We start from the raw sequence: 16,834 nt of genomic DNA on the forward strand, positions 1-16,834 counted from the left end.
CTCAAAAAATATAAGCCCGTTTGAAACGACAATTCAAACGGGTTTTTCTTAATAATAACTTAAACAAAGTGAGTTATTATAAATATTATCTAATTTTGAAAAAATTAGCTCACACTTTTGAATACAACTTATTCTTTTCAAATCTACAACAGCGCATCATTACTACCTTTAGAATGGAATTCACTGGCTGCAGATAACATTTTTTTGACCAGAGAATATCTCGAAGTACTGGAAAATTCTTCTCCGGTAAATATGATTTGTCATTTTATTGGCATTTTTAATGAAGATCAACTGGCAGGAATTGCTTTGACGCAATTTTTATTCGCAGAAAAACTCGATTCTTTTGGCGAACGCGATCAGTGTTTAAAAACTTCTGTACGCAATTTTGCTTTCAAAAATTTTGCTTCTCATGTCTTGTTCGTTGGTAATAATATGCTCACCGGACAAAATGCTTTTGCTTTTGCCAAAGACATAAAGCAGTCTAAAGCAATCAAAACACTTCATAAAGCAATTAACCAACTTAAGAAAGACCTGAAAGCAAGCGGAAGGAAAGTACATATTACAAGTATAAAAGATTTTACCGCCGCAGAAATAGAACCTCTACAAGCTGAATTCAAGAATAACTATACGTTCTCGACTCAACCCAATATGGTTTTTGAGATCAATAAAAGCTGGACAACTGAGCAGAATTACATCGATGCCTTATCAAAAAAATACCGCGACCAGTACAAACGTGCGCGAAAAAAAGCGGAGGGAATTATAAAACAGAAAATGTCGCTGACTGACATTAAAAAATATGAGGATGTTATTTATGATTTGTATTTTCATGTGGCTAAAAATGCACCTTTCAACACTTTTTTCTTAGCCCGAAATCACTTTAGTTTTTTTAAAGAAATCATGAAAGATAACTTTTTGTTTTACGGTTATTTTCTAGACGAAAAGCTAATAGGTTTTAATACGCTGATCAAAAACGGAACGGCAATGGACACCTATTTCCTAGGTTATGACGAAACAATTCAGCGCGAGAAAATGCTGTATTTGAATATGCTGTATGATATGATTGCCTGTTCGATCAATCAGGGTTTTTCTGAAATTGTTTTTGCACGAACGGCTCTGGAAATTAAAAGTTCTGTTGGGGCAAAACCTGTAAAAATGTACGGATTGATCACGCACAGCAATGCTTTGATCAATCATAATATTGCCAAACTATTCAATTACCTCGAACCTAAAACGGAATGGCAGGAACGAAATCCGTTTAAATAGCTATAAAAAAACTTTGACAAAGTTTTGAAACTTTGTCAAAGTTTTTTTTCCATCTACTGAATCGCAATTTTCATTTGTTTGTGCAGAATATGAATTTCTAAAGAAGTCTGCGCGCCGCAATACTCTCCGTCTATCTGAAAATTTACAGGATAATCTGTTTTTATGGTGGCTTTGTCTGTTGAAATAATCACTACATCATCAGAATCAATAGGCATATTGCCTGTAATGATTTTTCCGATTAGTAACAAATCAAGATTCTTCAGGATAACCAATTCAAATTTCCCGTCGTTCATCACGCCATGCGGATTGATAACAACTCCGGTTCCGTACTTCTGAGAGTTTGCAATTACAATCATTCTTGCCGTATGCTCGACAGTTTTATTATTTGCAGTAATAGTTGCCACAAAAGGTTCTTCGGACTCTTTCAGCGCCGAATACGCCTGCAAGGCATATCCCCAGAAACCACGCAGGTTGCTTTCTTCGTAATTCTTAACCAGATTAGCATTGACACCAATATCGCTTAAATGAATGCTCTTTTTACCGTTGATACAAATCATATCCATTTCGATATAACGGTTCAAAAAAGCAATTTTTAGATTCTCTTCAATTGTAGCAGGCAAATTGAGATCTACTGACAATCCGTTTGCTGATCCTGCGGGCAAAATACCTATAATTACATCAAATTGTTCTACCGCTTCGGCAACCATTTTTATAGTTCCGTCGCCTCCCGCTACTACAATTCGTTCGGGTTGATATTGGTTATAAAGTGATTGTATTTCTTTTTGGTCACTTTTCCCTGTAGTTTCATAAACTTCCAGGTCAAAATTATTCGTAGTTGCAAATTCTTCAACAGCCTCAATCAAATCTGATTTATCAAGGTCTCCGGAAATAGGATTTACAACAAATATGATATTCTTTTTCAAAGTTTTATTTTTAAAGTCAATTAAAATAATTAATTTACAGCATCTATCTATAAATATACGCAATTAATGAAACCAATTTTACAATTATATCGAGGTTATGCCAATGAAGAAGAATTAATTGTAATGGGCCATGTTTTTAAAAGAACGTATGATTATGATTTTCAGAAGAAAAATTTAAAAAATGCGCGTTCAATTATCAATCAGTTTAGGATAAAAACGCTTGAAAATTTTGATATTTATCTAAAGTGCGGCACTCAGGAAATTCATACCAAAACATTAGATGACGGTTATTTTAAGTTTTGCATTCCGCTTGAAACCGAAACTAATTTTGGTTGGATGGAATACGAAGTGAGCATCAGGGACGAAAATGAAACGATAACTGAGAAAGGAAGTTTTATCAGGCCTCACAAAGGAAAACTAGGCATTATATCTGATATTGACGATACTTTTTTGATTTCGCATACTCAGAATTTCTTTAAAAAAATCTATATTCTCTTATTTAAAAATGTAAATGACCGCAAGGTATTTACTGATGTTGTACCGCATTATCAGGCTTTGAGTTCGGCCGGAAGAAACAATAAAGAAGAAGAAAATGCTTTTTTTTATGTTTCAAGCAGCGAATGGAATTTGTATCGTTTTATTGTAAAATTTACTAAAATACACAAACTGCCCAGAGCTGTAATTTTACTGAAAGATATTAGAAGAGGTATCACCGACTTTTTTATGAGCGGACGTGGAAATCACGATCATAAATTCGACAAAATAAAACACGTTCTGGAGTTTTACCCTAACCTTAAATATGTTTTATTGGGTGACGATTCGCAACACGATCCCATTTTATACGAGCGTATCTGCAAAATATTTCCCGTAACCGTAAAAGCCGTTTATATCAGGCAAACCGGCAAACATCAAAAGAAAGCTACTCAGGTTATTATGAAAAACCTTGAAAATCTGGAAGTCTCAGTATGCTATTATAAAGATAGCAGTGAAGCTATTATGCATTCTAAAAGCATTGGACTTATTCAGTAGTTTTTTTGGTGAAATGTGGGATGTGAAATACGGGATGTGAAAATGCTGTTGATATTGGCACGCGGATGACGCGGATTTTAACGGATTTTTTTCTTTTGTCAATTGTATCTCATTTGTATCATTTCGACCGAAGGGAGAAATCGCACTAGAAATACCCCATCAGAATCGCCAATCTTTGTCGAGTTTCGCGTGTGATCTCTCCCTTCGGTCGAAATGACAAACGTTGCAAAAAATTCTTAAACTGAAAACTGTAACTCCTAGCCCAGATTGAAGAGAAAAGCCCGGAACTAAAAAAAATAATTTTTCTTGCCAGAAAACAGCGACCAACGGAAGCTCGTTTTATGGCTTAGAAAAATAGTTTTTTTAAGTCCGGACTTGTAACGGAAAGCTGGAAATAGCTTCTAAATATTAAATAAAAAAAAACCTTTGTCAAAGCTCGAAACTTTAACAAAGGATTATTTTAAACTATAGGATTTAATCTCAGAAACCGAAAACTGTCACTGAGACTGAAAACTAATTAAGCCTTAAAATTATCAATCTCTTCCTGAACGATTTCCCAGTCAAGAAGTAACTGATCAAGATCTGCTTTCTTTTTATTGTATGCTGTAAAAAATGAAGCATCTTCGATATGTTTGTCATAATTTGAAGCCAACATTTTGTCGTCGTGCTGAATGTCTCGCTCTAATTGCTTGATTTGACTTTCGACTTTACTCAGTTTATTTTGTAATGATTTTCCTTTTTTCTGGTCTTCGTAAGATGTTTTATTGCTTTCTTTTGGAGCAGCAGCTTTATCTACATCTTTTTTCTCGACTTCACGCATGTTTTCAAGATTGCGCTGCTCTAAGAAATAATTGATATCTCCTAAGTATTGTTTGATTTTCTGATCCTTGAATTCGTAAACCATATTCGACATTCCCTGCAGGAAATCTCTATCGTGAGAAACCAATAACAAAGTTCCTCCAAATTTTTGAAGTGCTGCTTTTAGAACATTTTTAGATTTAATATCCAAGTGATTGGTAGGCTCATCCATCAATAAAACATTGATAGGCTGTAATAACAACTTACAAAGTGCCAAACGGTTTCGCTCGCCTCCTGAAAGTACTTTTACTTTTTTCTCTACATCATCACCGCGGAATAAGAATGACCCCAGCATATCACGAACTTTAGAACGATTGGTGTCTGTTGCAGCATCTTCCATGGTTTGCAGCAGCGTGATTTCGCCATCAAGATATTCGGCCTGATTTTGAGCAAAATACCCCAATTGCACGTTATGTCCTAATTTGATATTTCCCTGGTATTCAAATTCGTTTACAATCGCTTTAATGAATGTCGACTTTCCCTGACCATTTTGTCCCACAAAAGCAATTTTGCTTCCGCGTTCTACCAATAAATCAATATCTTTTAAGATGACTTTATCTCCGTACGCTTTTGTTACATGTTCAGCTTCGACTACCACTTTTCCCGGTTCTTTTGAAACAGGAAACGAAATGTTCATTACTGAATTGTCATCTTCATCGACTTCGATTCTTTCTACTTTATCTAATTTTTTAATCAACGATTGCGCCATTGAAGCTTTTGAAGCTTTTGCACGGAATTTCTCGATTAATTTTTCTGTTTCTTCAATTTTTTTCGCCTGATTCTTTTGAGTCGCTAATTGTTTCTCACGAATTTCATGGCGCAGCTCTAAGTATTGTGAGTATGGCTTATTAAAATCATACGCTTTTCCTAAAGAAATCTCGATGGTACGATTGGTAACATTATCCAAAAACATCTTATCGTGCGACACGATTACAACAACTCCGGGATAATTGCGAAGGAAACTTTCTAACCAAATAATACTCTCGATATCCAGGTGATTGGTTGGCTCATCCAGAAGCAATACATCATTTGCCTGCAATAATAGTTTTGCCAGCTCAATACGCATCCTCCAGCCTCCCGAAAATGTTTCGGTTTGATTATTGAAAACATCTCTTTTGAAACCTAAACCTAAAAGGATTTTCTCTGTATCTCCTACATAATTGTAACCTCCAAGAAGGTCAAAACGATGGGTATAATCAGATAAATCTTCGATAATCTGACTGTATTCTTCACTTTCATAATCCGTTCTGGTCACCAACTGATGGTTGATTTCTTCTAATTTTTTCTCTACAATTTTAATTTCAGTAAAGGCTTCATAAGCCTCTTCTAAAACTGTCCTTCCGCGTTCAAAATCAATATCCTGACGTAAAAACCCCATTCTGATATCTTTCTCCTGAGAAATAACTCCTGAATCAGGGGCAAAATCTCGTGCTAACATTTTTAGCATTGTCGATTTACCGGCTCCGTTTTTACCAACAAGACCTACGCGGTCACCGGCACCTAAACGGAAAGTAACTTCTTCAAATAAATATGTTCCTCCAAAAGAAACCGAAAGATTGTGTATATTAAGCATAATTTTGTGACTATTGTTACAGGCAGTAAAGGTTTTAAGTACTTTTTTACTTTACTTTTTGAAAGTGCAAAAGTAAGACAATTAATTGAAGTTTCGACCCCGGTTTTAAAAACATATCGACACGGCACTTTCTACTGCCCAATACTATTTCCTGATTTTGTACTTTGTTATTTCATTATATAATAGCCATAAAAAAACGGATAAAAGATCTTTAGATCCTTCATCCGTTTTTATTTTATTAAAAATTTTACTTTTTATACTTCTTTTGGCTCCGGCATCAAAATAGATAATACTACTGATATCACCAAAATTCCTCCGATAACGATCAATGAATAAATTGACTCGATATGATAAAATGGAGCTATGATCATTTTAACACCAATAAACGAAAGGATAATAGCCAGTCCGTATTGTAATTTGCTGAACAAGTGAATAAAATTGTCTAATAAAAAGAACAATGCTCTTAAACCTAAGATAGCAAAAATGTTAGATGTATAAAGAATAAACGGATCATTTGAAATCGCAAAAATAGCTGGAATAGAGTCCACTGCAAATAGTAAATCGGTAAACTCAATTACTGCTACAACCACTAAAAGCGGTGTTGCTAATTTTTTTCCGTTTTCGATTGTAAAGAATTTATCGCCATCGTATTTATCGCTGACACTGAAAAATCTTCTGATCAGTCTTGCTCCTCTTGTATTGTTATAATCTTCATCATCGTCTTCATCACCTGCAGACCAGGACTTGATTCCGGCGTAAACCAGGAATAATCCAAATGCAGTCATGATTAGATTGATATCATATTTGAAACCTTCTACTCCAACAAGGCTCAATAATTTGTTTAAATAAGTAAGCTCGATAAGGAATGCTCCTGAGAATATAAAAATAGCTCTTAGAACCAATGCTCCTATAATCCCCCAAAATAAAACTTTATGTTTGTTTTCGTTTTGTACATCAAAAAACTTAAAGACTAATATAAAGACAAACAGATTATCTACAGAAAGTGCTTTCTCGATCCAATAAGCAGATTGAAATTCGTAAAATTTGGTAGCACCTGCAAAGTGATAAATTAAACCACTAAAAATCATTGCTAAACTTATCCAAACTAATGACCAGGTTATAGCTTCTTTATTACTTACGACATGGCTTTTCTTATTGAAAATTCCTAAATCCAACAACAGCATGATTACTACTGCGACCGCAAATACTATTATTAAACCGGGATGTTCTGAAAAAATAGGGTGTTGATTCATTTTTATATATTAATTAAATTAGGATTTAAAATTATTTATTCGCCATTGTAACTACTATCACTCTGCCGCCTTCTTCTTTTGAAAGCAATATTTTTTTACCGTCTGTCAGCTCCAGCATTGTTCCGACAGGAATTTCTTTGTCTTCGGTCACATCTTTTAATGAGGTTAGTTTTTGATTGACAAAGACCCACTTATCATTAAAAAATGTAAAGTATCCCACAGGTACTTTTTGTTCTGCCGTAAGCTTTTCATTTCTGGCAATATTACGATTAACGTGCCATTGAAACAAGTATTGATCGTTATAAACCATTAATCTGTGATTTTCAGGTTTCCAGACAGTTTCCTGAAACTGATAGTACAAATCTAAAACAGGAAGCGTGCCTTTGTGGGCCGTATTACAAAACGGGCATCTTGGTGTATTGGTATTATCAAAAACGTACCATTTTTGCTCGCAGGACGTATTATGGCATTTTTGCATTAAATCTGTTGTTTTCAGCAACGCTATTTCCCATTCTTCGGCATTTGGTCTTTGCATCGGATTGTGTAATCCGTCGATAAAGACTTTATCGAACAAGGTTTTCAGATAAGGCCCCGTAATACTGTAAGGCAATTTTGTGATGTCTGCCCAAGGCAAATCCCACTTTGACACCTGATTGATTTTCGGCCGGTTTGTTGCGTCTGTTGGATGTTCGATAAACATTGCTTTTTCGCCCATCGACAGCAAATCATCTTTTTCAGTATCCAGATCATGCACCTTCCCTCCTTTTAGCGGATGTCTGTGCAATAAAAACATATAGATTAAAACGGGTAATGCATGCAGATCTGTTAACCTGCTTGGTAATTTTCTATTTGGGTCTGTCTTGTTCAGATGTTTTGTCGAAAGAACTTCCGGAGCAATAAACTCGGCTGTTCCTATTACTTCTGCCGGAAATAATCCCGGAACTACTAATCCGTCTAAATCAATCATGCAGGCTGATTTACTAATTGGATCTATTAGCACATTATTGTATGATAAATCAGAATGTGCCAATCCCATTGCGTGCATTTTTTTTACACCACGTGTCAGATTAACACTCACCTGAAAATAACTCAGCCAATCGCCGAGCTCTGATTTTGCTACACGAAGCGGAAAATGTGGATTCCTGAATTTTGGCCCCGCAAACCATTTTCCATTCTTTTCTTTTCCCTGAATTAAATCGCTGGTTTCATATCCTTTTTTAAAGAAAAATTTCGAATCGTAAATAGGCACAATGATTCCAGTTAAACCTTTATGTTCAATAACATCAGTTGGCCATCGGTAGACTTCATTCAGATAATAATCGCCGGCATCGCCGTTCTGAATTTGCGCTAAATATTTATTGGTGATTCGTTGTAATCTTTCTTTTTGATTGAAATCCAGTTTATCCCTAAAAATTGCCACAACATATTTTCTGTCAGGACTAAAATAAACATCCTTTACACCACCGCGCATAGGTTCGCCATTATCAACAAACTGATAGGACTTCGCGGTGTCATTAATTGATTTTACTGTAATCGTACTCATACTTAATAAATTATAGCGAGGGTTCTGTCATCATGATTTCCCGGACTCCAAAAATCCATCCAGGCCGAAAGCTGCTGTGCAATTTCAGTATTTTCTTTATCAAAATCAACTTTAATTCCATCTTCATTTTTGCCTTTTAGATCCTCCAGAAAATCATTCCATTTTTCTATTTTTTCCAGATTGGCTTCCACTACAAATTTAGGATCGTAAATCCCGTCTGTCATCAACATCAAATAAGAGAAATCATCAACCAGTTTAAAACCAAATCGGGTCGAAAATCTATCACTCTGAAAAATCTCGGGCATGGTAATAAAACGCGTTCCGCCGCCAAAATCACCTACATCAAGCCAGTTCATTAATTTAATTTCGGTAAGCTCTTTATTTAATAATCCAATTGGGCAATCACCGATTCCGAATGTTAGAATGGCATAACCAAAATCATATTTTTTAACTAAAGTAAAAATTAAGGTCGCATGGAAATTCTTTAGTTCCGTTTCGTTTTGTATCGCAAATTCCTCGATTTTCTGATGTGCAAAATGTGCTGCTTTCGAAAGGTTCTGGTAAACGAAATGGCTTATTTTTTTTGATGTTTCGTCAGTTACTTTATTGTGGTGCTCTACTAAAACCTGATCGAATTCTTTTAGCTGTTCTGTATTTAGATTTTGTTCAAAATATTGAATTACAGCATCACATGCTATTTTAGAACCTTTTCTGGATAGTTTTGCTGAACCTGCACCATCTGAAACTGCCAGAACGCTCCAGCCAATTTCCTTAAAGTTTTTAAAGGCAAAATCATCTTCTCTAAAAGATCCTGTATTGGCATGGCTTCGGCCTCGCTTAGAAGCTACCACAATATTTTTATCTAAAAACTGATCTAAAACTGCTGCATTATCCGGTTTCCAAAAAGGATCATTTTTATCACTTTCAAGGTTCTTCCACAATGATTTTGGGTCGGGATTTATAATAAGGGTTATTATTTTTTCATTTAAAACTGAATCTTCGGGCTCGCCTTCAATTCTAAATAATATTTTTATTTTTAAATCTCCGCTTATTTCAGGAACTCCGGTTAATTCATCATTCTCATTAAATTCAAGTCCGGTATTTTCTAAACCTATAATTTGAAAGGAAACAAAATCACTCCAACCCAAAGTATTGAAATCAATTTTTGCGTGATATTTTTTGTTCACTGTGCCATTTGGTATTGAGACAGTCTGCGTCAAAATATCGTCAATTCTATTTTTCAATATCCAATTCTGCATAATCATTTTTTGGTTTTCCTGAATTATTTTTACTGCATCAACATTTTTTTCATCAGACGCAAAGGCAGCAAATAAAGCGGCTTTACCTGAAGAAATGTCAATTTTCTTTTGGGATAAAAAAGACTGAATATATCTTTTAGTCTCTTCCATACATTATCCTTGCGTTCTGTTGACATCAAATCCGCCTTCGCCACAACCATAACTTCCCTGATTGTTGCACCACGGACAAGTACTTATATCTTCATCTCCAATACAATGTATTTTACCGCAGACACAAACGGCAAAAGCAACTTGATTGCCACAGCAAGGACAAGTTGGTCCGCCAATAAGTTCATCTGTATTTACTTTATTGCTAAAATTACCTGAATCTGCCAATTCAAAATAAGCATTATCCACCTGATAAGCACCCACTAATTTGTAATTTTTAGACGACAATTCGATTCCCGCATAAATAGATTCCGCAATAGTCTTACGGTATTTCATCAGATACGGTCTTTTGGTATTCTGGCATTTCCCGTTTAAAACCACAAAATTATCATCGACATATTGACGATTGGGAGTTTCTTTGGTTAAATCGATTTTCGAAAGTGTTTCTCCGTCTAATTTTGCCAGTTCAAAACCGCTCGAATTATTTTCGACACTTATACTGCTTGTTTTTATGGAATCTGTAACCCACTTAAAAAACTCTTTGTAGGACTGTACATTTGTATTTTTAAAATGAAGTACATTTTCTGTAAGTTCGCCTAATAATTTTGTATCTGTTTCGCTTCCAAAAGAAATCGCAATTAAATTGGCTGTTCTCTGCCAGTTTTGTTTCCATTCGTTGATTGCTGCCCGACTGTCATCAGTAGGAACTCCGTCTGTGAATAAAAAAACAATCGGCTTCCAGTCTCCTTTGACTTCATATGTTGTTTTAACAATATTACTTCTTAATTCATGCATCAAATGCCCTAGACCTTTGCTAAGCGATGTACCGCTGCCAATTGGAAATTTTGGCGGGTAAAAGCTCACGATTTCCTGCAAAGGAACCAATGTTTTGGGCTGACCTGCAAATACGATAATCGAAACAAAAACAGTTTCTAACGCATGCGGATCTGTTTTTAATGCCTGAATAATGGTCGCCAATCCTTCTTCGACCTGTTGAATAGGCTCTCCGACCATTGACTCTGAAATATCAATTAAAAAATATATGGGTAGTCTTCTCATTTTAAAGGAAGTTTAATAACATTAAAAAAATAATTAAAAGTACAATCTGCGTCATATCAACGGCTAAACCAACTCCTACCTGAAAAGGTTTTACCATTGTTTTTAGAAAATTAAACAGGGGAGAAAAAATACTGTCAAAAAAATTAAAAATCCCCCGGTATCGCAGATTTAATTTTTCTTTGTAAGGCAATAATTTAGAATACAAAAACAGGCCAACAATTAAAATCTGAATAAAAATTTTTAGGATATACATTATGAAACTGCTTTTATTAGTTCTTGTGAAATTTCTTTGAAAACCTGAGTTTCGTCATCATTTATTTTTTTTGATCCGTATACTGAAACTCCATTATTTACTATCATATAATTGATTGAAAAAGAAGCTCCGTAACATTTATTACTTCCTCTGAACGGGATAGAATGCAACACTTTTATATACATACAATTCTGACGTATTATAATATCGTCTATGTAAAAATCATTTTGCACATAATGATTCAGCAAAGTACGTCTGGCGTTTGTAATAGAAAAATTATTCACTCCGGCAGTTTGATAACAAATGTTTAAGCTGTCGATATTCATATTTTCCAGTTTTTCTTCTGCAGTAAATTCATGAACGACCTGATAAGTTGTGTCCGTATAGGAACTTCTGCTGTTATCGCTTCCATATGAGGATTGATTTACTTTATGAACGATATGTACAATTATACTAATGATTGATATTAACGTCCCTAACACTTCCATAATTAGATAACAACCGTAATTTCGCTTGGCGGTGGCGGTAACGTTACGCTTTCTCCCGTTCCCTGGCTTTTATTGCCTTGTTCGATGGTTTCAGAAACCCATTTGAAAAATTGTTTCAATGTAGAACTATCTGCTGAAGCCAAATGCACGACATTATCTGTCAATTCTTTCAAAATATCATCGTTTGCCATATGTCCGGCTGCACAGCCCACAACAGCACCAAAACTCATGTTTCGTATCTCACGGGTTTTTTCTCTGTAAAACTGAATGTCTGAAGGTTTACCATCTGTAAAAACAAACAACAGCGGTTTCCAGTCGCCTTTTTGGGTTGCAGAACCTTTGATAACGTCTTTGTTTACTTTTTGAATCACAAAATCTAATCCTGCACCTGTATTTGTAGGCCCACTTTGCGGACAGGTAATTTCGGGCAGCTGAAAGTTAACGAGCTCTGTCAACGGAACTATTTCTTTTACTTCACGATCATAGGTTATAATACTGATCCAAAGCGAATCCAGCGCCTGAGCATCAGAACGCAAGGTGTTAATCATGCCGCTTAAAGCATTATTTAAAGCCTGAATTGGCTCTCCATACATAGAACCTGATGTATCTAGTAAAAAATAAACGGGTAGTCTTCTCATAACTTTAAAAATGATTTTAATAAATGGAATTTCTGAACTATAAAAATTAGTTTTAGAAATTCACAGGCATACTTGATTGGTACAGCTTTTCTAAAAAAGTTGTAATACAAAAAAGTGTATTGAATTAAAACGGTATTATAAACTCCGCCATCCTGAAGTCTAAACCACGATGTTTAATTCAGATGGTGGTGGAGGTAATTCTTTAAAATTTGTAAAATCTTTACCAAAATCTTCCACTTTTGTTGAGCTGACTCCAATAGAAGCCGTTACCCATTGAAAGAACTTTCCAATACTGGAACTGTCTGCTGTATCAAGGCTTACTACATTATCTGTAATTTTTTGCAGAATAGCGGTATCTGCACCGCCCCCTGCCGCACAGGCAACTGTAAAAGCTACTTTTGCTTTTTTAAATTCATTCAGACCACTTTCCCAATTGTCGGTTGGAATTCCGTCAGTCATAATAAAAACCAACGGTTTCCAGTCTCCTTTTTGTTCTGTTGTTGTTTTGGCAACTTCAGTTTCTATCTTTTGTGCCACTAATCTCAATGCGTCTCCAAGAGCAGTTACTCCTGTTGCTTTAAGATCTACCATCTGAAAAGAGGCCAAATCTGTTAACGGAATGATTTGCTGCGCTGTAGTATCGAAGGTAATGATGCTTAAAAAAGCGGTTTCAATGGCTTGCGGATTTTGTCTTAATGAACTGATCATCATCTGAACGCCATTTTTTACAGCTTCGATAGGCTCTCCGGTCATTGAACCGGATGTGTCTAATACTAAATATACAGGCAGTCTTCTCATAGTTATAATTTATTTATACGGGAATATTGTAAGTTGGTGCGTCAGTACTATTACTTTCCTGATTAGCACTTTCAATACCATTGATATTATACGTGCTTGTATTGGCTTCAGGATCATGCTGCGTTAAATGACTCAACACAACCTGAGTAAGGTCTTTACCGCCAACTACATGATGATAGGCTGAACCTATGGTATAAATGGGGCCCCACGGAATTCCCCACCATCCAACAAGCAGATTCAGAAATACAAAACCATAAGAATACTTAAAAGTATTTTCACCAGGTCTGATAAAATAAATATCAGAACTTCTTTTTAAGGTCATTAATACAAGTGAAACAGTGTACGGAAACACTACAAATTTACCTCCCTGATATACCAAATCCCGCACCTGCGAAACTCTTAGCCCTTCTATATTTTTGATTTGCATTACAGGTAAGACTGCACTATTTTATGAATCGTCTGACCTAAGAACGTATCGTCTGTAGGATCTCCAATGGCACTGAATTTCCATTCGCCATTACGTTTATATAATTTACCCATTATAATAGAACGTTTGTTTACATATTGCGAATCAGCAGAAACATTGTACGAAGCAAATTCTGAAACTACTCTTGTTGGAGTTCCTTCGTACATTCTTATTTTTGCATAAGGAATTTGAGAGAAATCTTCTTTTCCTGCATTATTCAAAAAGAAAAATATCTGAGTTACTTTAGCATCAACTTTAGAAAGGTCAACAGTAATAATTTCATTATCCAGACCATCATCTCCACCTGTATCACCGGCAAGATCATCCCCTGTGTGTTTTAGAGCTCCATCGATACTTAACAATTTACCTTTTGGCAAACCAAATTGCTGTAATACTTCGACTCTGTATAACGGAGAATACAAATGATCACAAAGTTTATTCTGATCATCAATTAAGATACAGCTTAAATCTAAGTCGATTTCTACCACATTTTTTGATAATCCTAAAAATCCTTTCGTTTCAATTGCTCCCCAGTTTACACCAACACAGAAATTAGTTAATGTTTCACCGCTTGATTTTCTTAAATCAATTTTTTGTCCTTTGGTTAAGTTAATTGCCATGGTTTTTTACTAATGTTTATAATTAATTAAATTTATTTAAATAATCCTGTAAGCCGCCTTTCATTCCAATACCAACAGCTTCAAATTTCCATTCATTATTTCTTTTGTAAATTCTTCCAAACTCAACTGCTGTTTCGATAGAAAAATCTTCATCAAGTTCGTATTTTACTAATTCGGTATTCGTCTGATCAAGGATTCTGATGTACGAATTTCTAATTTGTCCAAAATTTTGTCTTCTTGTATCAGCATGATGAATGGTTACAACAAATGAGATTTCATTAACATCCGGTGAAACTACAGACAAGTCAATTTTTATTTTTTCATCATCTCCGTCTCCATCGCCGGTTAAATTATCTCCTGTATGAATTACGGATCCATCGGGTGATTTTAAATTATTATAGTAAACAAAATGGTTATCATTTGGAATTTTTCCATTAGCCCCAACCAAAAAAACCGAAGCATCTAAATCAAATCCTTCTCCTGTACTACTTGAATTACTGTCCCAACCAAGTCCTACAGTAAATTTTGGTGCATCAATACTTTGTCTTTGACCTTTTTCTAAATTAATTGCCATCTTATTTATCCTTTACTTTATATTAATATTCAACATTGTTTTTAAAATATTCGTTTGTTCATCAACGTTTTGTAAATCTTCTAAAAAGTCGACAGACGATATTTTATTTAAATAATCTTTTAACACCTCTTGCACACTTTCCTGAAGCGATGTTTTAATAGTGCTTAACTCTATTTCCAACAAAGTGTTTTTTTCCTGCAATTGCAATATAATTTCTTCTTTGGCAGAGTTATTTTTCGAAAGATCTACCGCTTTCTCCATCTCATTATCAATTAAAGAGAACGATTTCTCGTTACCAACAAAAATGAATTTATCGTTAGAATCTCTAAATTCATAAACTTCTATAATCTCATTATTGCAAACTAATCCGCATAAAAACTTAATCTTGAAATTGAGAATATTAAGTCGGCCTAAAAGCTTTTTCTCAAACTTAGCATACTTATTCTCATAATTTTTTTTATTCGCAGCGGTTAGTTTTTCATATTGATCGATTGTGATCTCTCTGTAATACTCTGATTTAATTCCATCAGAAAAAGAGATGATATCATGCCAGTCAAAAAAACTATTTCCATCTGAAGCAAAAATCTGATACAGCTGTTCTATTTTTTTCGACATGTTTTGGGCATGTACTTTTGTCCGGTCAGAAAACTTTTCTTCTCCAATTTCAAACTTCAGTTTCGATATAATATCACTATTGATATATATTTCGTCTGAAACGATATTGTATTGCTGTTCTTTCGATTTTTTAATCTTCTGAAACAAATCAATCAGACTATTAGTAAACTGAATATGAAACAATTCTAATTTATTAATGTCTAATGTCTGGTTCTTCTGAAAAAGAGAATGAATTACTTTTGTTCTTACCAAAACGCCAACAAAGTCCTTGTGGTTAAAAAAATTGGACAACAATTTTAATACCACAAGTTTTCTGTTACTATCTTTTATTATTTGAACGTACCTTTCCTCTTCCTCTTGCATTCAATTAATTCCTTATTCTTTTTAACTTACAACTCCTTTTTTCAATTCGATCTCAAGGCTTTGAAGTCCGGCATCCAGCTGTCTTCTGGTTTCTGTACCTTGTTCGTGAATTTGTTTTACTTCGGTCAAAGTATCGATTAATGATTTTGTTGTCATTTTTAAGGTCTCTAATGAAACAACTGTATTTTCATTTTCTCTGGCTACTTCAATACTGTTTTGTTTTAGCATCTCTGCGTTTTTCTGCAAAATGGTATTGGTAGTTTCTGAAACTTTTCTTTGAACCTCAATATTTTGTTTTTGTCTTTGCAGCGCAACAGCAAGTGTCAACTGATTTTTCCAAACCGGCATTGTCGTAGTCAAAATAGACTGCGCTTTCTCTGCAATAGAAGTGTTGTTGTTTTGAACGACACGTATCTGCGCTAAAGATTGCAGCATGATGAAACGAACAATTTTCATATCGGCAAGACGTTTGTCAAGACGGTTGATGAAATTTCTTTTGTCTGAAATTTGATAATCCTGGTATTGCGTTGGATTACCTTCCATTACAGCAAGTTCTTCTCCTAATTCTTTGAATCGGATCTGACCTGCAATAATATGTTTTTCCATTTCCTTAATAAGATTCACATTGCCATCAAACATAGTCTGAAGCGCACTGTTATCTTTTACGGAATTGATCATTCCCGCTTTTACTTTATTACTGATTTTATCAATATTTACAGTAATCTTATCGTATTGCTGGAATAATTTTTTTACATCTATTACTAATTTATTAAGCAACGGCACCTTAGACAAAAAGCGTTTAAACGGCCCCTGATCCAATTGATCAACATCAACATAATTTAGTTCTGTCAATAAATCAGTAATCAAAGTTCCTACTTCGCCAGAATTATACGTTCTCACATTCGTTAAGAAAGTATCACTTTGTTTGGCTATAGCATTTTGAATTTCGGCTCCATAATTCAGAATCGAATTCGCATCATTTTCATTTAACTGATTCGAAATAGATTTGAAATTATTTACTTCAGCTTCTGAGATTGAAGTCAAATTCACATTACCATCCTTGTCTATCAAAGCGGTATTTTCCTGAGTAGCTAATTGGTTTTCTTCCATTT

General features: G+C 34.7%; 16 protein-coding genes. 2 read left to right on the forward strand and 14 right to left on the reverse strand.

Going from position 1 to position 16,834, the window contains the following annotated elements; translation table 11 throughout:
• The first annotated feature begins 117 nt into the window (after positions 1-117).
• A complete protein-coding gene (locus tag B0A67_RS02975) occupies positions 118-1,263 on the forward strand; it encodes a peptidogalycan biosysnthesis protein (RefSeq protein WP_072959601.1) in 1,146 nt (381 codons plus the stop codon).
• 53 nt (positions 1,264-1,316) lie between these two features.
• Here B0A67_RS02975 and B0A67_RS02980 read toward each other — a convergent pair whose 3' ends face one another.
• Positions 1,317-2,186, reverse strand: a complete 870-nt coding sequence (locus B0A67_RS02980; protein WP_072959604.1) for a diacylglycerol/lipid kinase family protein — start codon at positions 2,184-2,186, stop codon at positions 1,317-1,319.
• Between the two features lie 66 nt (positions 2,187-2,252).
• Here B0A67_RS02980 and B0A67_RS02985 point away from each other — a divergent pair, with 66 nt between their 5' ends.
• Entirely contained in the window at positions 2,253-3,215 is a 963-nt protein-coding gene (locus tag B0A67_RS02985) for an App1 family protein (protein WP_072959607.1), read from the forward strand.
• Between the two features lie 517 nt (positions 3,216-3,732).
• On the opposite strand, the gene B0A67_RS02990 is transcribed toward B0A67_RS02985, so the two are convergent.
• From B0A67_RS02990 to B0A67_RS03055, 13 genes are all read right to left on the reverse strand, one after another.
• Complete coding sequence (locus tag B0A67_RS02990) at positions 3,733-5,646, reverse strand: ABC-F family ATP-binding cassette domain-containing protein (protein WP_072959609.1); 1,914 nt, start codon at positions 5,644-5,646, stop codon at positions 3,733-3,735.
• A gap of 254 nt (positions 5,647-5,900) precedes the next feature.
• The gene (locus B0A67_RS02995; protein WP_072959613.1) at positions 5,901-6,899 is read right to left on the reverse strand and encodes a TerC/Alx family metal homeostasis membrane protein; all 999 of its coding nucleotides are present in this window, start codon (positions 6,897-6,899) and stop codon (positions 5,901-5,903) included.
• A gap of 31 nt (positions 6,900-6,930) precedes the next feature.
• Positions 6,931-8,442 carry a helix-hairpin-helix domain-containing protein gene (locus B0A67_RS03000; protein WP_072959616.1) on the reverse strand — a complete coding sequence of 504 codons (1,512 nt, stop codon included), beginning with the start codon at positions 8,440-8,442 and terminating at the stop codon, positions 6,931-6,933.
• 2 nt (positions 8,443-8,444) lie between these two features.
• Positions 8,445-9,851 (reverse strand): PP2C family serine/threonine-protein phosphatase, encoded by a 1,407-nt coding sequence (locus B0A67_RS03005; protein ID WP_072959618.1) that lies wholly within the window; start codon positions 9,849-9,851, stop codon positions 8,445-8,447.
• A 3-nt stretch (positions 9,852-9,854) separates the two neighbouring features.
• A complete protein-coding gene (locus tag B0A67_RS03010) occupies positions 9,855-10,907 on the reverse strand; it encodes a TerY-C metal binding domain-containing protein (protein ID WP_072959621.1) in 1,053 nt (350 codons plus the stop codon).
• A gap of 252 nt (positions 10,908-11,159) precedes the next feature.
• A complete protein-coding gene (locus B0A67_RS03020) occupies positions 11,160-11,648 on the reverse strand; it encodes a hypothetical protein (RefSeq protein ID WP_072959627.1) in 489 nt (162 codons plus the stop codon).
• 2 nt (positions 11,649-11,650) lie between these two features.
• A complete protein-coding gene (locus B0A67_RS03025; protein ID WP_072959629.1) occupies positions 11,651-12,286 on the reverse strand; it encodes a vWA domain-containing protein in 636 nt (211 codons plus the stop codon).
• Positions 12,287-12,445: 159 nt separating this feature from the next.
• The gene (locus B0A67_RS03030) at positions 12,446-13,084 is read right to left on the reverse strand and encodes a vWA domain-containing protein (protein ID WP_072959632.1); all 639 of its coding nucleotides are present in this window, start codon (positions 13,082-13,084) and stop codon (positions 12,446-12,448) included.
• A 13-nt stretch (positions 13,085-13,097) separates the two neighbouring features.
• Positions 13,098-13,511, reverse strand: coding sequence for a hypothetical protein (locus tag B0A67_RS03035; RefSeq protein WP_072959635.1), 414 nt, complete (start codon positions 13,509-13,511; stop codon positions 13,098-13,100).
• Positions 13,511-14,170 carry a TerD family protein gene (locus B0A67_RS03040; RefSeq protein ID WP_072959637.1) on the reverse strand — a complete coding sequence of 220 codons (660 nt, stop codon included), beginning with the start codon at positions 14,168-14,170 and terminating at the stop codon, positions 13,511-13,513. Before B0A67_RS03040 ends, B0A67_RS03035 begins: the two co-directional genes overlap by 1 nt.
• A gap of 22 nt (positions 14,171-14,192) precedes the next feature.
• Entirely contained in the window at positions 14,193-14,744 is a 552-nt protein-coding gene (locus tag B0A67_RS03045) for a TerD family protein (protein ID WP_072959638.1), read from the reverse strand.
• Between the two features lie 12 nt (positions 14,745-14,756).
• Positions 14,757-15,722: a hypothetical protein gene (locus B0A67_RS03050; RefSeq protein ID WP_072959641.1), complete on the reverse strand. Its 966-nt coding sequence runs from the start codon at positions 15,720-15,722 to the stop codon at positions 14,757-14,759.
• 21 nt (positions 15,723-15,743) lie between these two features.
• Positions 15,744-16,832: a toxic anion resistance protein gene (locus B0A67_RS03055; protein ID WP_072959642.1), complete on the reverse strand. Its 1,089-nt coding sequence runs from the start codon at positions 16,830-16,832 to the stop codon at positions 15,744-15,746.
• Positions 16,833-16,834: the final 2 nt, after the last annotated feature.

The sequence above is a fragment of the Flavobacterium aquidurense genome, from assembly GCF_002217195.1.
Lineage (GTDB): Bacteria > Bacteroidota > Bacteroidia > Flavobacteriales > Flavobacteriaceae > Flavobacterium > Flavobacterium frigidimaris.